Here is a 21,440-nt window from a genome sequence, read left to right on the forward strand (position 1 = left end):
GCGCCTCGTCTCAGCCTGGCGTCGCAATCGCCGCTGCTTCCTTGCCTTCAAAGGCCGCGGCCACGGCGTCGTCGACGCGCTCCAGCCAGACGAATTCCAGGCGCTCGCGCGCATCAGGCGGAATGTCGTCATAATCGCGCCGGTTTCGGGCCGGGAGAAGGACGCGGGTCAATCCCGCGCGCGCCGCCGCGACGACCTTTTCCTTGATGCCGCCGACGGGCAGCACGAGGCCGCGCAGACTGATCTCGCCGGTCATGGCGGTGTCGTTGCGAACGAGGCGCCCGGTCAGGACCGAAACCAGCGCGACAAACATCGCAACGCCGGCGCTCGGGCCGTCCTTTGGCGTCGCGCCGGCCGGCACATGGACGTGAATGTCCGTCTTGTCGAAGGTCTCCGGATCGATCCCGAGATCCGCCGCACGGCTCTTGACGAGGCTGAGGGCGGCCTGAACGCTTTCGCGCATGACCTCGCCGAGCTGGCCGGTGAGAATGAGCTTGCCGTGGCCGGGCGTTTTCGTCGCTTCGATGAAGAGGATGTCGCCGCCGACGGGCGTCCAGGCGAGGCCGGTTGCGACGCCGGGCAGGCTGACGCGCATTGCGACTTCATCCTCGAAGCGCGGCGGCCCGAGAAGTTCGGCGAGGTCGGCGCGGGTGATATGCGCATGGCTGGCGCTGCCCTCCGCGATGCGGACCGCGACATGGCGCAGCGCGCGGCCGATTTCCCGCTCGAGATTGCGCACGCCGGCCTCGCGCGTATAGCCGCGGATGACGTCGGCGAGCGCGTCATCGTCGATCTCGACCTGATCCTGCGTCAAGCCGTTCGCCTCGAGCTGGCGGCGGACAAGATAGCGGCGCGCGATCTGCAGCTTTTCGGAATCCGTATAGCCGGCGAGGCTGATGATCTCCATACGGTCGCGCAGCGGACCCGGGATGGTGTCGAGCAGATTGGCGGTGGCGATAAAGACCACGCGGGACAAATCGAAAGGAACGGCCAGATAATTGTCGCGAAACGTGCCGTTCTGTTCGGGGTCCAGCACTTCGAGCATGGCGGAGGCCGGATCGCCATGAATGCCGGAGCCCATCTTGTCGATCTCGTCGAGCATCATGACGCAGTTGCGCGCGCCGGCCTTGCGGATGGCCTGAATGATATTGCCGGGCAGGGCGCCGACATAGGTGCGGCGGTGGCCCCTGATTTCGGCCTCGTCGTGAACGCCGCCGAGGCTGACGCGGACGAATTTGCGGCTCATGGCGCGGGCGATGGATTGGCCGAGCGAGGTCTTGCCGACGCCGGGCGGCCCGACAAAGCAAAGGATCGGCGCCTTGCCCCGCGGCGCGAGCTTGCGCACCGCGAGGTATTCGACGATGCGCTGCTTGATCTTTTCGAGGCCGAAATGGTCCGCGTCGAGAATGCGGCGCGCTTCCGCGATGTCGATTGGCGCTTCATCTGGAAGCGCCCAGGGCAATTCGATCAGCCAGTCGAGATAGGTGCGGATCATGCCATATTCGCCCGCGGCGTCGGGCATGCGCTCCAGCCTGCGCAATTCCTTGCGCGCGGCCTCTTCGACTTCCGGAGGCATGCCGGCCTTGGCGATCGCCTCAGTCAGCTCGGCGATCTCCTGCGCCTTGCCGTCGCCTTCGCCGAGCTGGCGCTGGATCGAGGCCATCTGTTCGCGCAGCAGGATCTCGCGCTGGCGTTCATCGAGGGAGGCCTTGGTCTGGCGGCTGATCTCCTGCGAGAGGCGGAGCACCTCGATGCGCTGGGCGAGCAGCCGGGCGATCTTGTCCATGCGCGCGGGCAGGTCGATGGTTTCGAGAATGTCCTGCTTTTGCTCCGGCGTTGCATCCATATAGGCGGCGACGAGGTCGCTGAGGGCCGCCGGCGAGGGCGCATTATTGACGGCGGCGATCAGTTCGGGCGGCGTCTGCGGCAGCAGCTGCAGCGCCTCCGACGCCTGGCCCTGGAGATGCACGAAACGCGCTTCAATGTCGGGCGAGCGGACGTCCTGCTCCTCGATGCGCCGTACGCGCGCGGCGAGGAAGGGCTTCTCCTTCACGAATTCTTCGACGTAGAAACGCTGCTCGCCCTGGCAGATCAGATGATGGCCGCCATCCTGCGCGGTGACGTAGCGCAAGATCGTCGCGACGACGCCCATGCGATGCATGCTCAGCGGCGTTGGATCGTCCTCCGCGGGGTCGCGCTGCATGAGGAGGCCGATCGGGCGTCCCTGGCGCACAGCCTCCTGCGCCGCCGCGATCGACGCCGGCCGGCCGATCGTCACCGGCATGACGACGCCGGGAAACAGCACGAAGCCGCGAACCGGCACGATGATCAGCGCGTCCTTGTGCGGATCGGCGTCGTTCGTGTCCGCGGCGGGGGCGGCGGCGCCGGTCGCGGCGTCTGCGGCGTGGACGGCCTGTGCAAAGAGCGGGGAGGCGAAGCGCGACATGGCGGGATTTCCGGTTGGACGATGATCTTGCAGGAAATAGCCGACGCCTGGCTGAGATCATTCGTCAAAATAGGGAAGTGATGAGCAGGACGGATTTAGCTCATCGCGCTCTAAATCACTTTACGCAGGACGATGGCGAGACAGCCATTGGCCGCCGAAGGCCGCAAAACTTCATAGCGGCCGGGCGGCAGCGGCAGCGTCCGTTCGAAGCGTCCCTGCGGCAGCTCCAGGCGATGGATCGCGGCGGTTCTGAACTCCGGCGGCAGCAGCCGTTCGCCCGCGATCACCAGTTGACCGTTCTCGATCGCCACCTTGATGTTTTGCGGATCGACGCCGGGCAGCGCCGCCAGCACGATCACTTCGCGGTCGGTCTCGACGACGTCGACGGGCGGCTCCCAGCTGGATTTGCGGCTTTGGCTCGAGGCGAGCTGGAAGAGCTGGCGATGAAGACGGTCCGCGCGCGCCAGCATATCCACCGCGTCGGACCACATCCAGGCCCGCGCATCCGGGTTCTTCATGCCAATTCCTCCGTCAGTAGGGCTCGGGCGGACCTTTGCGGGCGGCGGCCTCGTGCGACCGCCGCCGATATGCTTTTAACCGCCCGAACACCATCACGCAAACGCCGGAGGCAACGTGATCCCGCCGCCCGGCTCGCGAGCTTGTGTTGGTTCAGGCCGCTGGAATCTTCCTCAAGGCGTTACGCAGGGTTTATGATCCTGTCCGCCCATTTTGGCCGGACGCCGCGCATTAGGATGCCTTCGAAGCGCCCCTGGCGAAGAACGGGTTGGGAGCAAATATGAGCTTGCGCGCTTTGACCCTCGCTTTAGCGATTGCCCTTGGCCTCGCGGGGGCCTCCGCGGCCGCCCCTGACGCGTCCGAGCCGAACCCGTGGAGGGGCAAGATCAATGGGTATGACGCTTACCTTCCTGACCTCGCAAAACCCGCGCGGGCGGCTTTCATCAATATCAGCCCGGTGTGGCTGCCCGACGGCGAGCCAAACTGGCGCGCCGCCGCCGCCGAGTTCAACAGCATCCAGCTCGATTTGCCGCTGACCTATTCCGACCCTGAGGGCAACGCAAAGAAGATTCTCGACACGCTGCGGGCGGCGGCCCGCCGACTCCCGAACCACCCCGAGATCGAGAATCTCAACGTCGTATTGTTCGGCTTTTCGGTCGGCGCGGCGGCGGCGGGCGGAACCGCGTCCAGCCCGCTTCTCTCAAACGCCGATTCGCGACTGCCGCCGCAAAGGGTTCTCGCCGTCATCGGCCTCGATGAACTTGATCAGCCGCCCTATCAGGCGCCGGCGTGGGTTCCGCAATTATTCCTTTCCGATCCGGACGACGGCTTTGGCGGACTTTTAACCGACGTCGAGGATGCAAACCCCAAGATTACGCACGACGCCTTCGCCCGCAACCTCGCCGCAAAAGCCGGCGCGCCCCTCACCTTGATCAGCCAGCCGGGGCATTGGCATGGCGGCTCGGTGCATGGATATCAGCATAGAATCGACTTTCGGTTTCTGCGGGTCTGGCTTGAGGAAGTGCTGAAGCTGCGCCTGCCCGCGACGCCTCCGCTCGCCGGCCCCGCTCTTGCGCCGGACTGGCGGAACCACGCGGGATGGCTTGGGACTTACGACGTCGCGGTCAGGACGTCGACACAGCCCTGGGGCGACGGCGAGCGCATGGTCAATGTTGCGATCAGCCCGCGCGACGGCTACCACGATCCGCGACCGTTCATCTGGCTGCCGAGCGAACGCGCCGCGAAGGTCTGGCGCGCTTACGCCGCCACGGGCAATATGCCGCCGCTGACGCCAGACGAGCCAATGACGCCTCTTGGCGCTTTCATCCGCCCCGGCTCCGATCCCACAGCCAAGGTCAACGATGCGATGGCGGCGGTTTCATCGGATCCAGGCGCCGCCGCCGCGCTGCCTTCCGTGAATTGCGGCTTCGGCGGCGTCGGCGCCGATGCGTCGGTGCTGGTCGCCTTCGACCGGGCGATCAAGGCGGGGGAGGCTGCAAGCGAAGGCGTCGCGGCTGTCGACGCTCCGCCTGAGTTCTGGTCGAACGTCATGATCATCAGGCTGAAGAGCCTTGCGAGCGCGGGCCGGCTGAAGCTTACCTTGAGCAAGCTCACGCCCGCCGACGGCGGCCAGCCCGTTGACGCGGTGGTCACGGCGTCCTGCCGGTGACGACGACGCCTTAGCGGAGCGTCCCGGCGCCAGCGCGCCGATCGTCGTCTTTGGAAGCGTCCCCGGAGGGCCGCGCGGTCGGGCTTGAGCCGGCGGCGGCGAACGTCTCCCTTTCATTCAAATGCCGAACATCTTTTTAGATCAGCGGCAAAGTTTCAAGGTCATCTTACCTTGCCAGCGCTGACCAGGCAGCGGCGCAACTTAAAATTGAGTGAATAAGGCAGGCGGGATCTTGGCGATTTACCGTAGAGAATAAATGATTATTAAAAACTGCGATCCCATCGAAATGATGTAATATATTTTCGATGGTTTTCAGACTGATTATTAGGACGGCGCAGTTTTTTACAAAGCTCTAGCTTTGATCGTCAAAGGCCCCCGAAACGCTTTTGATCGGCGGTTCATATTTGGAGGGATGCGGTTATGCCCTATTTTTTTGATCGGCTGGAGGTGGAGTTGCCTCCTCTGACGCTGGCCGAGATCGGAGGCGCCGATCAGGGTCCGACGCCTTCGCTTTGGAGCAGGCTGGCGGCCCGTCCTTCGCCGAAGCCGGCTTTGAGCCCGTGGGGCGAGGTCGCCGATGCGAGGGAAATCGCCCCGGGCATCATGTGGTTTGCGACGCAAACGAGAAGCGGCTACCAGCTTTCTCCCTCGCGTCAGAAAGCCTTGCCGCGCTATCTGCGGACAGAGGACCGCTGGTACGAAGATACAACGGAATGGGCTGCCGTCGCCGTCGTGTTCGATCGAATCTTTGACAGAATGCCGTCGGGCGCGGCGACGGGCCATCAGTCGCTTTATCAGATCGGCAAGGAAACCCTGCGGCAGTGGAAACCGGAAGAATATGAATCCTGGTTTCAGACGACCTTGGACCCGGACGAGATCTGGAGCCTCGCAGTTATGCAATTCCATCGGCTTCGCGCCGACCACTGGATCGTCATCGATGTTTTCGACGATCGTCACGCGTTCGTTCCGGCGGGGCATCTTCATGCTCGGGCGAAGCGAGGGGGCGATCCGCCATACAGCGCCGAAGCCGGTGGAGCCAAGGCTCTGAGCCGCTGGTTCCGCGTGCACGCCCACGAGTTTACGCATAGGCGCGGCAGGCCGTTTCATATCGATCCGGTGAAACATCCTGAAATTGACGAGCCGAACTGCGCCGCGCGGTTTTTAGACGCGAATCACACCGAATTTGGCGAAGCCTTCGCGATGTGAGGGTTTTCTCGCAGGGCGCGTTAGGGGGCGGCGAGCTATCTGCGCTTGCCAGCCCGTATTGTCGCTCGGCTGATGGACCGACCGCTTAATGTGCAGCTTCGCGCAAGGTTCCTGAAGCACTGTCTCCGCGATCGCACGCATTGAAGCAATATCGGCGACGCGCAGCACAGGCTCAAAACTCAACTCCCCATGCGGCCGCAAACGGCATGACATCCGCACTGGCCTCGGCTCGCCCGGCATTGCGCCGCTTTATTATTTCCGCGCCAAGGACAATCGAGTGATGGTCAGCCTAGTCCAAAGCACGATCGGCAGACGCGCCGCGAAGCCGTTCTCGACGCCTGTCTTTATTGGCGTCGTGCGCGTCCTCGATTTCGCGCTTTTTCTTTTCGCCGCCTGTCTTGCGGCGAATGGACTCGCCGCCTGCTTCGAGGCGCCTTTGCCTGGTCCTTCCATGCTCGCCGCAATCATCGGCGCGTCGACCGGTTGCGCCATCCTCGCCTCGACGGGCTGCTATGCGATTGATCGCCTGCGCGTCGCGCAAACGCAGATGTGGGGGATCCTGAAAGCGGTTGTTCTCGCGGATGGCGCCGTGATCGCCTGCCTGTTCCTCGCCAATGCGCAGGCGCCGCCGCTTCGCGCCTTTCCCTTCGCCTTCGCGGCTTCGGGGCTTTTGACGCTGGCCGGCTTCCGCTTTGCCCTCGCGGCGTTGATGCGGCGCTGGATACAGGCCGGACGCTTTCGCCGCCGCATCGCCGTCGTCGCCGTGAGCGACTTCAGCCGTGAATTCATCGAGCGGCTGCGAACTGAACCGGAGGCCTTCGAGATCGTTGGGATCTACGACGACCGCTTACGCTCCGGCCGAGTCCCTGCGACGCACGCCAATGTCGCCGTTCGGGGTTCGGTCGCCGATCTCGTGCGCGATAGCCGCGAAGAGAAAATCGAGTTGATCGCCGTTGCGCTGCCGCTCAGCGCGGCGCAGCGCATCTTGGATGTATTGGAGCAATTGAGCAGCACGGTCGCGGATGTCTGCCTCACCACGGACCTTGCCGGCCTCGCCTATCGCGGACATCAGTTCCGCGTCGTCGGCTCGAACCCGGTCATCTCGATCGGCGAAAATCCTCTGAAGGACTGGCGGGCCGCGAAGAAGCTCTGTTTCGACTATGTCGTCGGCGGGCTGGCCCTCATTTTTCTTTCGCCTCTGTTTGCCATGCTCGCTTTGATCATCCGGCTCGACAGCCCCGGACCGATCCTGTTCCGCCAACCTCGCCTCGGTTTCAACAACAGGATGTTCGTCTGCTATAAATTTCGCACCATGTATGCGGATATGACGGATGTCATGGCGGATCGCCAAACGACGCGCGACGATCCACGCATCACGCGGGTTGGAAAATGGCTGCGCAAATCCAGTCTTGACGAGCTGACGCAACTTTTCAATGTGATGAATGGCACGATGTCGTTGGTCGGACCACGACCACATGCGCCAAACACCAAGGCGGCCGATCGGCTGTTCGCGGATGTGGTGCAACAATATGCGCTACGTCATCGCGTCAAGCCCGGCATTACCGGCTGGGCGCAGGTCAATGGCTGGCGCGGCGAGACGACAACCATCGAACAGGTAGAGAACCGCGTGCGCTGCGATCTGTTTTATATCGACAATTGGTCTGTGCTTTTCGATATCAAGATTGGCGTCATGACCATCCTGCGCGAGATTCATAGTGAAAACGCATTCTGAACCAGATTGCTTTATTCCGCAGCGCGAGGCCGGAAGTTGCAGGCTCTTCGGACCAATAACGCGCGTTAATACAAAAGCTTAAAGAGAGGAATGCGATTCCGCGACGAACGAATGAGTCGGGATAGCCAGGGACGGGAGGCGCTCGGCATAGAACAGGCCGCTTCAGTCCTCACGCTATCGCCCATCGCGTTCAAGGCTGCAATGACACCTTTCCGCCTGAAGCAAATTTGTGCCGGAGCGCATCGCTGGACAATTCCTCCAGGATGGCGTCGAGGTGAAGGCGAAAGTTCGTGTTGAGATATTTCCGCTCGACCTTCTGACGGCCGCGTTCGCCCATCGCCTTCGCCAGCCCGGGCTGCGTCAGCAGGTCGTGGAGCCGATCCGCCAACGCTGAAACATTGGTCGGATCGATGACGTATCCGTCAACGCCATCCGATACGATTTCACTCGGCGCGCCAACCGAACTGCAGATGACCGGCAAGCCGTGTTGCCACGCCTCGAGATAGACAATGCCAAATCCCTCCTTGTTGGACGGCATGGCGAAGACCGAGGCCCGCGCGTAGGCCTTTTGCAAATCCCGATCGTCGAGGCGCCCGTGAAATGTGACGTTGTCGTCAAGACCCAGTCCCCTCGCCATCGCTTCAAGCTCGGGCCGTAGGGCGCCGTCGCCCACGATCTCATATCTGACGCCTGGCAGTCTCTCTTTCAGGGCGGCCACGGCGGTGATCATCAAGCCGACGTTTTTCTCGCGATCGGCGGAGCCGAGACGGGCGACCGTCAAAATTGTGAGAGGCTGCCCGGCGGAAGCGGCGGCCGCGCCTTCCAACGGATCGACCGCGTTCGGCAGCACCCTGAATTTTTCTGGCGCGACGTGAAATTCCCGCGCCATGACATCCGCCGTGAATTGGCTAACCGAGGCGATCCGAGTCAGCACGCCGATCAACGGCGTTTCGTAGAAACGCTTCTTGCGGTGGATTTGCTGATTCCACACGTCGTCCCCGTGCACGAACATCAAAATCGGCAGTTTGGGGCGAAATAGTCGGACCGCGATGGCGATGGGAAGCAGATTGATAAGGCCCAGAACCAGAATATCGGCTTCCATTACTCCGGCCCAAACGGACGCGATGAAAAATCGCCACCGTCCTTTAGGCGTCGCAATATCGAGCCCGTCGAAGGTTGGAATCTCGACCCCGTCGTCGCCAGCCAATATTGCAAGCGCGGACTGCTTTTGCCGGCCATCGCGTGAGCGCGACGCTACATTGACCAGCACCCGCCGGTTGAAATTCTGCAGGCCGCCAACGCATGAATAGGTCTCGAGCATGCAGATGACCGGGCGCGTCTTTTTGCGCCGCCAAATTGACAGCATAGCAGCCTCACGAATACGAATGACTGATGAATATGAATAAAGTTCAATAAGCGTTAGATATCGAATCGAATATTTTGCGATTAGCCAAGGATCAGCGGCGCAACATTCAGTATATACCGCCGTTTTTTCAAAGTCTTGACGCGAATGGGTAACCAGCGGGTTGAAAAACGCCGAGGACGCAGGTTGAGGCGCCATGCCGGCAGAGCGCGCGCGCCGTCAGCTCCGGCCAGCCCATGCTCATCGCGGCGCCCGGCGCGGCGCTTTCGTCGGGACGCATCCAGCTAAAGCGTCTTTTCAAGGAGTTGCTCGATCCATTCGGCTTGCGTCTCGCCAATGGAGCGGCCTGTCTCCTGCGTCCCCTTGAAGCAGATCAAGGTGCTTTGCAGATGCGCGCCAAAGCGGCGCACCAGCTCCTTTTGCGTGTCGAAATCTACGTTGAAAATCTCGAGTTCCTTGAAGCGCGGATCCGTGCGCAGCTTTTCGATGATTGGCTTTTGCGCCGCGCACACTGGACACCACGGCGCGGTGATTTCGACGAGGATCGGCTTGCCCGCCTTTTGCGCCGCTTCAAAAGCGCTTTGATCGAAGGGCGTTGGCGGCCCTCCGGCGAGAGCCGCGTGGAAGCTGAGAGCGGCGATCGAGGCGGCAAGCAAAGCGCGGCGACTGAGCATGGCTTAACCCCTTTGGGCTGATCCTCGGCCCGGCGCCCGCGGGCGCCATCCGCCCGAGGGCCCCTGATTGCAGCCGCGCCGTCGGTTATCGCGGCTGATCTGCCGGGTCGGCCTCCGCCCAGACCGGATCGGCCTTGACGGTGGCGGGGTCGCGCTCGGCCTGCCAGCCCTCCAGTCCTTCCGGGTACCAGTAAACCTCTTTGTAGCCGAGCCCGACCAGACGTTTGGCGGCGTTCCAGCTGCCCCAGCATTCGGGATGGCAGAAGGTGACGATAGGGCGCGACAGATCTCCGCCCGTCAGATCCGCGATGCGGCGGGCGAATGCGTCTGCAAAGGGCGCGTCGGACGATCCGCCGCCAGCGCCCGGCATCCACACAGCGCCCGGGATCGACCTGTGCGCCGGCATCCAGGGAGCCGACGCCGCCATGGACGGCGGCTTCTTGTCGGCGAGCGCGACATCGATCAGCACGGGCTTTTTTTCAGCGAGGAGCCTGGTCAGAGCCGCGGTGTCGAGGACGCTCGCGCCTTCGACCGTGTTCGGCGTATAGCCGTGCATCGGCCCCTGCCAGAGGCCGGCCGGCTCCGGCACATGGCCGGGACTGTCGGCCGGCGCCGCGGCGATCAAGGCGAGGCCGAAAGCAATCGCAGTGAAATGGCGCATGTTCGCCGATCTCAATTGCTCAGCTGCGGCCCGGGAAAACTCTTTTCCCAATGGGCTTTGTCGCTGTCGTCGACGGCGATCTTGACCTCGCCCTGCGGCACGAGGCCGAAGCTGATCACCGGGTTGCTGGCGAGCGAAATATCGGTTGAAAGATCGAACACTTTTTTATCGCCAGTCGTGACGCTGATCGACTGGATATAGCGCGCCGGCGTATACATGCGGCTGATCTGATCCATCTGCATCCCGTTGAAGTTTGGATGGCGCACCATGAGCGTCGCTTGCGTCGCCTTGCCCGGCGCGGCGTCCGGCGGGAATTTCAGTCTGATGTCGCCGATGTCCTTCATCGCTTCTTCATTGGACATGCCCATCGGCGCGGAGCATCCGCCCGCCGCCTTGATGAACCTGACGGCCTCGTAAAGTCCGCCGTCCGCCGTTTCCGCTATGGCATGGACATTCGTGTAGGTGTTGACGCGCACGCGAAGCTTGATTTCGCGGGGATCGGCGGCGGGTCCGAAGATAAAATGCGCGGCGACGGGCGAGGGATTGTCGTCGATGATGAGATACATGCCTTTGATCGGCTCTTTGCCGGAGAGCGTGACGGTCATCGGCACGAGAGAAGCGTCCTCCGCGCGAAGCGACGTTCCGAGCTCTATGACGCCCGCGCCATCCTTCGGCGCGCGATCGCCGAACACTGTCTTGGCGATGTCCTGCCAGCGGGCTTCCCGCTCCGCCGGATCATCGCCCGCCGCCGCCCGCGCAGGAGGCGAGGCCATGAAGGCGGCCGTCAACGCCGCCAGCGCAAAGCCGAAGGAAGCAACGGCCCTTGGCGCGAAAAATGCCCGCATTTTCATCTCCTCCAAGCGGTCTCATCGGTCTTGTGGACGCCGGATGCGCGCCGCCGATATTTTTTGATTTTGAACGTATAAACGTATAAACGGGGACAGGCAACTTCGCCATATCTGTTCCCGCCTCCAAACAAATGTGGGTTCTCGCCTTAAAAAGCAAGACAGCGCCCCGTCAGCCCGGACTTTTTGCGAGCCAGGCTCTGACCCCATCAAGACCGCGGAAATCTTCGAGACCGCGCGCCGGGATTTTGGGATAGGCCTCGCTCGTCATATTCGCCAGCGCCCGCCCGGGGCCAAGCTCGATAAATCTATCGACGCCTGCCTCGACGCAGGCCTCAAGGCAGGCCACCCAGTCGATCGTTTGCGAAATCTGAGCGGCGAGCTTGTCGAGGCCCGTTTCGACATTCAGCACGGCCGCGGCGTCAATGCCGCTGAGGAGGCGCATGCGCGACGGCGGGCGTTGCAGCGGCCGCTCTGCCGCTAAAGCTTGGCGATAGCGCGCGCTGGCGGCTTTGAGGCGGGGGGTGTGAGAGGCGGCGTTGACTTTGAGCGCGCCCGCCTTGGAGGCTCCCTGGCGCAGCGCCTCATCGCACAACGCGCCGAGTTCAATGCGATCGCCGCCGAGAATAAAGGTTTCGCCGGGGTTGATGATGGCGATGGCGCAAGCGTGACGCGCGCAGAGCGCGTCGATGCGCTGGCGGTCGAGGCCGCGGACGAAGGCGAGGCCATCGCCGGGAGCGCCCGCTTCATCCATCATCGCCGCCCGTTGCCGAGCAAGATCAATCGTCGCCGCCGGCGTAAAAAGCCCCGCGCAGCCCCAGGCCGCCAGCTCCCCGATGCTGTAGCCCGCGATCGTGGTGCGTCCGGAAAGGGATTCGACGACCGACGTGAGAGCCGCGAAGCCCGCGAGCGCCTGCGTCACGCAAAGAATTTGCCCGGCCGCGTTGGCGTGCATCGTCGCATCGCTGCTTTCATGAACGAAGGCGCGCGGATCGCAGCCGAGCGCCTCAGTCGCCGCGGCGAAGACGCCGGCGGCTTCCGGCGCGTCCGCCGTCAGGGCGAACATGTCGCGATGCTGGGCTCCCTGGCCCGAGCAGAGGATGGCGAGCGTCATTGCGCCCCGCGCGCATGATCGAATTCGCTCCGCATGGATCGGGCAGGTCGCTCGACCGCGCGGACAAAAAGGCTCATGCTCAGGAGATCAGCCGAACCGCCGGGGCTGAGACGGCGCGCGACGAATTCGTCATGGACGCGGGCCGCCCTTTCGCGCCAGCCTGGTGCGCCGACGCCGCCCCGGTCCAGAAACTCCGCCGCGCGCCTTTGCGCGAAGGCGAGGCCCTCGGCGCCGCCGCGATGCAGAATATTGGTGTCCGCGACGCCAGCGATGAGCGCGAAGATCGCCTGCACCCGCGCGGCTTCCGGATCATGCGGCGCAAGCCTTAGACCTTCGTCGAGAGCGGGCGCGCCCAAACCATAGACGCTTGGAAATCCCGTCGCCGCTTCGCCCCTCGCGCCGCTCGCGCCATATCTGCGGGCCGCCCGCGATCCATGGCTATGCGGCGCGGCGGGGCCTTCGTGGATCGCCCGCCCCCAACGGCGGCTGACGGTCGCGCCAAGCGTTGGTTCGCGGGCGTTGCGCAAGGCGGCGGCGGCGCAAAGGAGGCCAAGGCCGAAGATCGCGCCTCTATGGGTGTTGACGCCGCCGGTCGCCGCCAGCATCTCGGCTTCCGCCGCCATGCCGACGCCGCGCAGGCGATCCATATCGGCGCCGGCGCCGGCGGCCTTTGCGATCGCCGCGAAAAACGGTTCGAGACCCCCCGCGCTGCGATGAAGCAAAGCGGCGTCCATATCGGCGTGGCTGCCATTATCGACATGGCTGACGAGGCCGGGCTTTGGCCAGGTCTCGACCTCGAGGCGAAGACAGGCCGTGGCGAGCGCGCCGATCGCTTCCGGCGTCAAGGCGGCCTTTTCGCCGCTCGCCGGGTTTTGGGGCGCTCGCGGGCAGACGCGTAGAGCAAGCGCGGCGCTCACGAGGCGGCGCGCCAGTCTCGCGCTCCCCGAGTCGCGACGCCCGGAGTAAGGAATGCGCGCCGCGGCCATAGAGCGACGTCTTTGATGGTCTTGACGAGGATTTCTTCGGCTCCAGCGGCGAGTTCGCGCCAGTTTCCTGCAAAGCCCACATCGAGCCGCAGGATCTCGCCGTCGAGCCGCATGGGAGCGCCGGCGTCGATCCGCGCCAGCCCTTCAAGCAGCGCCGCGACGTCAGCGTCGGGCGCGACGGCGAAAAGAAGATCGAGGTCGGAGGAGGGGCTCAAATAATCGAGGCCGGTCAGGGCGGACCAGGCAAGGGCGCCGAAAACGCGCGGCTCAACGCCAACGCCATTGCAAAAGTGTAAGATCGCCTCGATCGCCGGGCGCCACCCTGCTGGCGCGAAGGCTGCGCAATCGGCGAGAAGCGGCGGCGGCTCAAGGCTCAAAATCGCGCCCGGCGCGAGTTGCAAAGCGATGCGCTTCTTGCCATGCGCAGGCGGCAACGGAACGCCGGCCGGAACGAGGTCTCTTGCGTCGCAAGGCGCGCGGCGCCGGGCGATCAGCGGGCGGTCCGCCAGAACCCAATCCTTGAGGAGCGGGTCCGTGAGGTCCGGCCGTTCGGCGAGCATCAAGGCGTAAGCTTGCGCCTCGACGCGAAGCAGCGCGTGGCGCGCGGGCGAAGCTGGCGTTCCCCACGCCGCGAACAAACGGTCAGACATCGCTGGCCGCGAGGGACTGGACGCGCAACGCTATGTCCGCGGCTTTGGGTCTCCCGCCGCGCGCCTTGCCGAGGGCGTCGCGGTGATCGCCGGCGGTCGGTTGGCGTTGAAGCAGCTCCGATAGCTGCGCGGCAAGCGATCTATTCGGGTCCCAGCTTTCGAGCACGGCGCCGGTCTGCGCGAGATTATCGAGCCCCGGCGCAAAGACGGGGGTCGATTTCGCCTTCTCTTTCAACACGTCGATGGAAAGCTTCGTCACGCGCGACATGGATGGCAGGTCCATCACTTCGGGGTCGGCGCCCGGCAGGGCGACCAGAACGCGCGTCGAAAGCGCGGTGGCGATGAAGGCGCCCGCAGCGGTGTGGCCATAGAGCAGGCCGATCGTCGCTATGCCGCGCAAATCAGCGAGGATCAGGCATTTTGACAGATGCGCGAGATATTCGCTGAGGCCCAGCATCTCGTCGCGCTTGCTCATGCGCTGGCTGTCGCTGTCGACGAGAACGAGCAGGGGCCCCGTGTGGCCCGCCTCGATGACCGCCAGCACCTTTCGCGCCAATTTCACCGCGCCGTCGACGCCGAGCGCGGCCCTGTGCGCAATGCCGATCACTTCAGTGCGGGCGCCGTTTTCTAAAGGCCCCGAACCGGAGACAAGCCCTTCATCGTCGACCACGACATCATGGCCTTGGGGGAAGAGCGAGGCCAGGATTTCATCGGGCGTCATGGCTTTTCTCCTGAACCGCGTCGGCGATCTCGATGAAGGCGTCGGTTTCCATGTCGGGAATTTTTTCGGGCGCGGCGACGCCGAGCTTGGCCCAGATTTCCGTCGCGTCCGCGCAGGCGCCGAAGCGCTCCAGCCTTTGTTCGAGCCGCGCCTGCTCGGCCAGCATGGAGGCGAGATCGAAGCGCGGAGCGGTTTGGATCAGTTCCAGCGCCGCCTCGCGAAAACTCTCGATCGAATCATCGGCAAAACCATCGGCGACGCCAAGCAGGCGGCGGCTCTTGCCGCCCATCGTCCGCCAGACGAGCGCGCGGTCTTGTGAATCGAATTCCTCGACGCCTTTGTTGGTCTCGATCACTTCGGGGCCCGAGACGCTGATGCGGCCTTGCTCGGAGATCACAAGAGCGCTGCAACAGCCGGAGATCAATCCGCCGCCGCCATAACAGCCGGCGCGGCCGCCGATCAGTCCGATGACGCGCCCGCCAGCGGCGCGCAAGTCAAGGACGGCGCGCATGATCTCCGCGATCGCCAGTTCTCCGGCGTTCGCTTCCTGCAGCCGGACCCCGCCCGTATCGAACAGGATGAGCACGTCGCTGACATTTGCGCGGGCGGCGCGCAAAAGCCCGACAAGCTTCGCGCCATGCACTTCGCCGAAGGCGCCGCCCATGAAGCGGCCTTCCTGCGCGGCGATGAAAAGTTTTTTGCCCTTGAGCGTCCCGCGCCCGACGACCATGCCGTCGTCGAACTGCCTGGGCAGGTCGAAGATATCGAGATGCGGGCTTTCTTCGCGCTCCGCCGGGCCGATGAATTCCTGGAAACTGCCGGGATCGACGAGGCCCGCGATGCGCGCGCGGGCGCTCGCCTCGTACCAGCTCACAAGGGCGGGATGGGCGTTCAGCAAGGCGCTCAAGCGCTTTCCTCCTCGATCAGCCGCAGCCCCTGGGCGAGCCGCAAGGCGACGGTATCCGGCCGCGCGCCGCCATCATTGATCGACATGCGCAATCCTCCGGGCGAATAGCGCTCGACGAAATCGGCGACGACCGCCGACCAGACTTCCCCGAAGCCATGCGCGGCGGTGGCGACGTCGATCAGGCAATCCTCATCCGGCAGCATGCGCTCGACCAGCACTTCGAGATTGCCGGAGGCGACGACGCCGACGATCGCCTCGCGCTTCGTTCCCGACGCGGGCTTTCTGGTTTTATGACGAAATGTGAGATTTTCCATTGGTCCGCTCCTCACCAGTTGCGGAATTTCGACGGCGGCCGGTAGAGACCGCCCGACCAGCGCACAAGGTCCTTGATTGATCGCGCCGCGAGCAGGCTGCGGTCGGCGTCGAGCACGTCGACGCCAAGATCTTCCGGGCGCTGAATGACGCCGCGTTCGCGCAGGCGCCGCACCATTTTGGCGTCGCGCCCGCGGCCGACTTCTGTATAACCCGCGACGCCCCGCACGGCCTGTTCCCGCTCATCCCTGTCGCGGCAGAGGAGGAGATTGGCGATTCCCTCCTCGGTCACAATATGCGTCACATCGTCAGCGTAGATCATCACCGGCGCCAGATCGAGATGCAGTCTTTCAGCGAGCGCGATAGCGTCGAGCTTTTCAACGAATGTCGGCGCATTGCCCTCGCCAAAGGTCTCGCCGATCTGGACGACGAGTTTCCGCCCCCGACGCAGAGCGGGGCTGCCGTCGGGGTCCGCCTCCTTGCCAGCCTGTAGCCAGGGCTGGCTTGGATGGCGCCGTCCGCGTGCGTCGGAACCCATGTTCGGCGCGCCGCCAAAGCCGGCGATGCGCGAAGTCGTGACCGTTGAGCTGTTGCCGTTGACGTCGATCTGCAGCGTCGAGCCGATGAACATGTCGCAGGCGTAAAGCCCGGCGGTCTGGCAGAAGGCGCGGTTGGAGCGCAGCGATCCATCGGGCCCGGTGAAATAAATGTCGGAGCGCGCCTCGATATAATCATCCATGCCGACCTCGGAGCCGAAGCAATGGATCTGCTCGACGAAGCCGGATTCGATCGCCGGAATCAATGTCGGATGCGGGTTCAGCGCCCAGCGCGTCGCAATTTTGCCCTTGAGGCCAAGACGCTCGGCGAAGGTCGGCAGCAACAGTTCGATCGCCGCCGTGTTGAAACCGATGCCATGGTTCAGCCGCTTCACGCCATAGGGGGCGTAAATGCCTTTTATCGCCAGCATCGCGGTGAGGATCTGCGTTTCGGTGATGGCGCCTGGATCGCGCGTAAACAGCGGCTCGACATAAAACGGTTTGGGCGCCTCGATGACGAAATGAACGCGGTCGCCCGGGATATCGACGCGCGGCACCTTGTCGACGATGGCGTTCACTTGCGCGATCACGACGCCGCTCTTGAAGGCCGCCGCCTCGACGACCGTCGGCGTGTCCTCGGTGTTGGGTCCGGTGTAGAGATTGCCGTCGCGGTCCGCGCTGACCGCCGCGATCAGCGCGACATTGGGGGTCAGATCTATGAAGTAGCGCGCGAACAGCTCGAGGTAGGTATGGACGGCGCCAAGCTCGATCTGGCCGCCGAACAGCATTTTCGCGATGCGCGCCGCCTGCGGGCCGGAATAAGCGTAATCGAGCCGCTTCGCGACGCCGATTTCAAAGACATCGAGGTGCTCGGGCAGCACGACGCCCGACTGCACCATATGGAGATCGTGGATCTTGGCCGGGTCGACGTCCGCGAGCGCCCTTGCGAGCAGATCCGCCTGTTTCTGATTGTCGCCTTCGAGGCAGACGCGATCGAAGGGTTTTATCACCGCTTCGAGAAGGGCGACGGCCATGTCGGCGCCGACGATCTTGCCCGCCGCCAGCGATGCCCCCGCTGTGATCCGCTGCGCCCGCTCCGCCCGCTCCGCGCCCCATTGGCTCATGCTTCGCCCCTCGACATTCATTGGTTGGCACGGGCTTCGGGCGGCGGCCAATGTGCCGACGCCCCCGGCCGCCGCGTCAGGCGCCGCGCCTGGTCGTGTTGTATACAAAAATATGAGAAAATCAATACGCCGTATACACAAAGTCCGTAAAAGCCGACAGCCTCCCTTACGCATTCCCAGCTGCTCCAAGCGCGAGCTTAATCTTGGCCAGCTTGGTCAAACTTATCGATGAGTGGCATAAAGCGCCATGTAATCAATAAATTGGAGACACAGAATAGCTCGCCAGGCTGTCGCATGGACCAAATCAAAAGGACTTGCCGGCTTGCGAAGTTACAGTTCGCCCGCGCGCGCCTGGATCTTTTTCGCGCTGGTTGCGTATACAAGATTGCGTTTTTAGTATCATCACGTATACTTCTGTCGCCGCCAGCAAGAGCGGCGCTTTTGCAGGAGGAAACGCGGAATGAGCCTTAGCCGTCTCATCATTGGCGCGTCGCGCCGCGACTTTGCCAGGAGCGCGGGATCATGACGATTTTCGGCGTCGCCCTTCTTTCGATCTGCACCCTCATCGGCGTCTTTCTCGGCGATGTTCTCGGTCTCCTTCTCGGCGTCAAGGCGAATGTCGGCGGCGTCGGCCTTGCGATGATGCTGCTGATCGCGGCGCGCGTCTGGCTGCAGAAGTCAGGCGCCCTCTCCCACGGCGTCAAGCTGGGCGTCGAGTTCTGGGGCACGATGTATATCCCCATCGTCGTCGCAATGGCGTCTCAGCAAAATGTCGTCGCGGCGCTTCGCGGCGGCCCGCTGGTGCTTGTGACGGCGATCGGGACCGTCATCGCCTGTTTCGGCGCGACGGCGCTCATCGGGCGGATCGGCAGAGAGCGGCCCTCGGACGTCCATGATGAAGCCGAGGTCGAACGTGGCGGCGAGATTATTTCCGGCGATCTCGTTCCCGATGCTCCGGGCAAAAAGGCTTGATGCTCATGATGCATATGATCCAGCACATCTTCATCGAGCAAAGCCTCGTCGCCGCCTTCGCCTTCGTCGGCGTCGTCATGTGGGTTTCGCTCATCATTTCAAAACGGCTGACCATGGGGCGCATCCACGGCTCGGCCATCGCGATCGTCATGGGTCTTGGCCTTGCCTATGTCGGCGGCCTTGTCACCGGCGGCCAGAAAGGGATCGCCGACATGCCCGTCTTTGCCGGAATCGGCCTTCTCGGCGGCGCCATGCTGCGCGATTTCGCGATCGTCGCGACGGCCTTCGAGGTCGATGTCGTTGAGGCGCGCAAAGCGGGAATGCTCGGCGTTTTCGCTCTCGTGATCGGCACCGTGCTTCCCTTCATCATCGGCGCCGCGGCCGCGGTGGCCTTCGGCTATTCGGACGCCGTGAGCATCACGACGATCGGCGCCGGCGCGATCACCTATATCGTTGGCCCCGTCACCGGAGCGGCGCTCGGCGCGAGTTCGACCGTCATCGCGCTTGCGATCGCAACAGGCGTGCTGAAAGCCGTGCTCATCATGGTGACGACGCCGATGCTCGCCCGCTTTGTCGGCCTCGACAATCCGCGCTCCGCCATGGCTTTCGGCGGCTTGATGGGAACGGTGAGCGGCGTCGCCGGCGGGCTCGCCGCGACAGATCCGAAACTGGTGCCCTATGGCGCTTTGACGGCGACATTTCATACAGGCATCGGTTGCCTTGTCGGACCGTCCATTCTCTATCTGGCGGTCCGCGCGATAACAGGATGACTATGGCCAGGATCACGCAAAGCAGCAACGGCAAAATTGAGTCGTCGCCACTCTCCACAAAACGCAACCGCGAAGATCCGGGCCTGCTGTCGGATCAGATCCGTAACGCTCTTACCGATGAAATCGCGTCGGGCAAGCTCCCCGCCGGCGCGGCGCTCGATGAGCAGGATCTCGCCAATCGCTTCGGGGCCTCGCGCACGCCGGTGCGAGAGGCGCTTCGCCAATTATCGGTCAGCGGCCTCGTCGAGATGAGGCCGAGGCGGGGGGTCGTCGTCACGCGCCTGACGCCGGAGCAGATCATGGATATGTTCGAGACGACGGCGGAAGTTGAGGCGATGTGCGTGAGGCTCGCCACCTATCGCATGACGCCGCTCGAACGCAGCCATTTGCTCGATCTGCACGAGGCTTCGCGCAGTCTCGTCGAAAAGGGCGACATCGACGGCTATGACGCCTTCAACAGCCGTTTCCACGAGGCGATCTATCTCGCAACCCACAACAGTTTCATGGCCGAGCAGGCGCTCGCGATCCGCGCGCGGCTCAAATCATTCCGCCGCACGCAATTGCGCCAAGCCGACCGCATCCATCGCTCGCGGGACGAACATGAGGGCATCATGGTCGCCATCGCGCAAGGTGACGGCGAGGAGGCCTCGCGGCGAATGCGGGCGCATATGCTGAACGCTGCGAGCGCTATTGGCGGCTATATCGCGGCGCATTCGATCGCGGACTGAGACTTCGCCGACGCGTGATAATGCCGAATTCCACACTTTGGAAGTGAAGTTGTCATATCGGAGTTATATGCAACCGCCTCATGTTGAACTGACGCGCTCAGGCTGTGCTGGGCGGGCGTCTTTTTTAACGGGGGGGCTAAATGATCAGGTTGCTTCGGTTGGCGTTTGCGTCGCTGGCTTTCGCCGCGGCCTTGGCGATGCCCGGGACCGCGTCGTCACGGGATTGGGATTGGCATGGTCCTGGCGGCTCTCACCGAATCGAACATGTGTTCGTCATAACTTTGGAGAACGAGGGCTATGACGTCACCTTCGGCGCCGCCTCGAAGGCGCCCTATCTGTCGCAGACCCTGAAGGCGAAAGGCGCGTTGCTGACGCAATATTTCGGCACGGGGCATTTTAGCCTTGATAACTATATCGCCATGATCAGCGGTCAGGCGGCGACCAACGAGACGCGCGCTGATTGCCAGACCTACGCCGATTTCCAGCTAAGCGGCATGACGGCGGACGGCCAGGCGATCGGCATCGGCTGCGTTTACCCAAGAACGATCAAAACCCTGCCGGATCAGATGAGAGCGGCCGGCAAGACGTGGCGCGCCTATATGGAGGATATGGGCGCCGATCCCAGCCGGGAAGCGTCAACCTGCGGTCATCCCGTTCTCAACGCGGCCGACAACACGCAGAACGCCGAAGCGCCGAACGCCAAAGCGCCTCGAGGCGATCAATACGCGAGCCGGCATAATCCTTTCGTTTATTTCCATTCCATCATCGACTCCGCCGATTGCGAGGCCAATGTCGTCAATCTCGATCGCCTGTCTCACGACATCGCATTTGAGGCGACGACGCCCAATTTTGTTTTCATCACGCCCAATCTTTGCAATGACGGGCATGACGCGCCTTGCGTCAACGGTCAGCCCGGCGGCCTCGTTTCGGCGGATCAATTTCTGCAGAAATGGGTTCCGATCATCATGGCGTCGCCTGCCTATCAGCGCGGCGGCCTTTTGGTCATCAATTTTGACGAAGGCGGAATTGGGAGCATCACCAAAAATGCGTCCGGCGGCTATGTCATCAGCACACCGGGAGAGAGCTGCTGTAGCGAACAGCCGGGACCAAATCTCGGATCGTTTCCGCAAACCATCAAGATCGGCTCGTATACGCTCACCAATCAGGCGTTTGGCGGCGATAGGTCGGGCGCCCTGTTGCTTTCGCCTTTCATCAAGCCGGGCTCCGTCTCCAACACGCCCTTTAACCATTATTCTCTGCTGAAGACCGTGGAGGATATATTCGGCCTCGATTACCTCGGTTACGCGGCCCAGCCTGGCCTTGTCGGCTTCTTTGGTTGCGTCTCTTCGGACATCGCCGTGAACACTGAAGATCAATTCTCTACTTGCAAGCAGCGCCGATAATTCGGCTTTTGCGGGCGGGTTCTGGCGGGCGGGATGTGGCGGGCGAGCGTCAGGCTCGCCCGTTTTTCCTGTCTGAACGAATCGTTCGGGACGCTGCAATCCAAC

General features: G+C 63.3%; 20 protein-coding genes. 7 read left to right on the forward strand and 13 right to left on the reverse strand.

What is annotated here, in order from left to right:
* Positions 1–10 precede the first annotated feature (10 nt).
* The gene (gene lon, locus MPC4_RS01015; protein ID WP_174510883.1) at positions 11–2,446 is read right to left on the reverse strand and encodes an endopeptidase La; all 2,436 of its coding nucleotides are present in this window, start codon (positions 2,444–2,446) and stop codon (positions 11–13) included.
* A gap of 110 nt (positions 2,447–2,556) precedes the next feature.
* Positions 2,557–2,964 (reverse strand): Hsp20/alpha crystallin family protein, encoded by a 408-nt coding sequence (locus MPC4_RS01020; protein WP_174510884.1) that lies wholly within the window; start codon positions 2,962–2,964, stop codon positions 2,557–2,559.
* Between the two features lie 278 nt (positions 2,965–3,242).
* Between MPC4_RS01020 and MPC4_RS01025 the strand changes: the two genes are divergently transcribed.
* From MPC4_RS01025 to MPC4_RS01035, 3 genes are all read left to right on the forward strand, one after another.
* Positions 3,243–4,631, forward strand: a complete 1,389-nt coding sequence (locus MPC4_RS01025) for a hypothetical protein (RefSeq protein ID WP_174510885.1) — start codon at positions 3,243–3,245, stop codon at positions 4,629–4,631.
* 420 nt (positions 4,632–5,051) lie between these two features.
* Positions 5,052–5,837 carry a DUF7007 domain-containing protein gene (locus MPC4_RS01030; RefSeq protein ID WP_174510886.1) on the forward strand — a complete coding sequence of 262 codons (786 nt, stop codon included), beginning with the start codon at positions 5,052–5,054 and terminating at the stop codon, positions 5,835–5,837.
* 280 nt (positions 5,838–6,117) lie between these two features.
* Positions 6,118–7,569: an undecaprenyl-phosphate glucose phosphotransferase gene (locus MPC4_RS01035; protein WP_174510887.1), complete on the forward strand. Its 1,452-nt coding sequence runs from the start codon at positions 6,118–6,120 to the stop codon at positions 7,567–7,569.
* Positions 7,570–7,759: 190 nt separating this feature from the next.
* On the opposite strand, the gene MPC4_RS01040 is transcribed toward MPC4_RS01035, so the two are convergent.
* The 11 genes from MPC4_RS01040 to mdcA form a co-directional block, all read right to left on the reverse strand.
* Positions 7,760–8,935: a glycosyltransferase family 4 protein gene (locus tag MPC4_RS01040; RefSeq protein ID WP_174510888.1), complete on the reverse strand. Its 1,176-nt coding sequence runs from the start codon at positions 8,933–8,935 to the stop codon at positions 7,760–7,762.
* Positions 8,936–9,216: 281 nt separating this feature from the next.
* Positions 9,217–9,606, reverse strand: a complete 390-nt coding sequence (locus MPC4_RS01045) for a thioredoxin family protein (RefSeq protein ID WP_174510889.1) — start codon at positions 9,604–9,606, stop codon at positions 9,217–9,219.
* Between the two features lie 85 nt (positions 9,607–9,691).
* The gene (locus MPC4_RS01050) at positions 9,692–10,267 is read right to left on the reverse strand and encodes a rhodanese-like domain-containing protein (protein WP_174510890.1); all 576 of its coding nucleotides are present in this window, start codon (positions 10,265–10,267) and stop codon (positions 9,692–9,694) included.
* Between the two features lie 11 nt (positions 10,268–10,278).
* On the reverse strand, positions 10,279–11,112 hold the full coding sequence (locus tag MPC4_RS01055; protein WP_174510891.1) for a quinoprotein dehydrogenase-associated SoxYZ-like carrier: 834 nt from the start codon (positions 11,110–11,112) through the stop codon (positions 10,279–10,281).
* Positions 11,113–11,284: 172 nt separating this feature from the next.
* Positions 11,285–12,226, reverse strand: coding sequence for an ACP S-malonyltransferase (locus MPC4_RS01060; protein WP_174510892.1), 942 nt, complete (start codon positions 12,224–12,226; stop codon positions 11,285–11,287).
* Complete coding sequence (gene mdcB / locus MPC4_RS01065) at positions 12,223–13,143, reverse strand: triphosphoribosyl-dephospho-CoA synthase MdcB (protein ID WP_244628771.1); 921 nt, start codon at positions 13,141–13,143, stop codon at positions 12,223–12,225. Before mdcB ends, MPC4_RS01060 begins: the two co-directional genes overlap by 4 nt.
* A complete protein-coding gene (mdcG, locus tag MPC4_RS01070) occupies positions 13,140–13,862 on the reverse strand; it encodes a malonate decarboxylase holo-[acyl-carrier-protein] synthase (protein ID WP_174510894.1) in 723 nt (240 codons plus the stop codon). Before mdcG ends, mdcB begins: the two co-directional genes overlap by 4 nt.
* The gene (gene mdcE, locus MPC4_RS01075; protein WP_174510895.1) at positions 13,855–14,583 is read right to left on the reverse strand and encodes a biotin-independent malonate decarboxylase subunit gamma; all 729 of its coding nucleotides are present in this window, start codon (positions 14,581–14,583) and stop codon (positions 13,855–13,857) included. The genes mdcG and mdcE overlap by 8 nt, the downstream gene beginning before the upstream one ends.
* Positions 14,570–15,490 carry a biotin-independent malonate decarboxylase subunit beta gene (locus tag MPC4_RS01080; protein ID WP_174510896.1) on the reverse strand — a complete coding sequence of 307 codons (921 nt, stop codon included), beginning with the start codon at positions 15,488–15,490 and terminating at the stop codon, positions 14,570–14,572. The genes mdcE and MPC4_RS01080 overlap by 14 nt, the downstream gene beginning before the upstream one ends.
* Positions 15,487–15,804: a malonate decarboxylase acyl carrier protein gene (gene mdcC, locus MPC4_RS01085; protein ID WP_174510897.1), complete on the reverse strand. Its 318-nt coding sequence runs from the start codon at positions 15,802–15,804 to the stop codon at positions 15,487–15,489. The genes MPC4_RS01080 and mdcC overlap by 4 nt, the downstream gene beginning before the upstream one ends.
* Positions 15,805–15,815: 11 nt before the next feature.
* Positions 15,816–17,462 (reverse strand): malonate decarboxylase subunit alpha, encoded by a 1,647-nt coding sequence (mdcA, locus tag MPC4_RS01090; RefSeq protein ID WP_174510898.1) that lies wholly within the window; start codon positions 17,460–17,462, stop codon positions 15,816–15,818.
* A gap of 522 nt (positions 17,463–17,984) precedes the next feature.
* Between mdcA and madL the strand changes: the two genes are divergently transcribed.
* The 4 genes from madL to MPC4_RS01110 all read left to right on the forward strand — a co-directional run bounded on the left by madL (position 17,985) and on the right by MPC4_RS01110 (position 21,335).
* The gene (gene madL / locus MPC4_RS01095) at positions 17,985–18,434 is read left to right on the forward strand and encodes a malonate transporter subunit MadL (RefSeq protein WP_174510899.1); all 450 of its coding nucleotides are present in this window, start codon (positions 17,985–17,987) and stop codon (positions 18,432–18,434) included.
* A 5-nt stretch (positions 18,435–18,439) separates the two neighbouring features.
* Positions 18,440–19,204 (forward strand): malonate transporter subunit MadM, encoded by a 765-nt coding sequence (gene madM, locus MPC4_RS01100; RefSeq protein WP_174510900.1) that lies wholly within the window; start codon positions 18,440–18,442, stop codon positions 19,202–19,204.
* Positions 19,205–19,206: 2 nt separating this feature from the next.
* Positions 19,207–19,932: a GntR family transcriptional regulator gene (locus MPC4_RS01105; RefSeq protein WP_174510901.1), complete on the forward strand. Its 726-nt coding sequence runs from the start codon at positions 19,207–19,209 to the stop codon at positions 19,930–19,932.
* Between the two features lie 140 nt (positions 19,933–20,072).
* A complete protein-coding gene (locus MPC4_RS01110) occupies positions 20,073–21,335 on the forward strand; it encodes an alkaline phosphatase family protein (RefSeq protein ID WP_210253570.1) in 1,263 nt (420 codons plus the stop codon).
* Positions 21,336–21,440: the final 105 nt, after the last annotated feature.

This window comes from Methylocella tundrae (assembly GCF_901905185.1).
In the GTDB taxonomy this organism is placed as follows: Bacteria; Pseudomonadota; Alphaproteobacteria; order Rhizobiales; family Beijerinckiaceae; genus Methylocapsa; species Methylocapsa tundrae.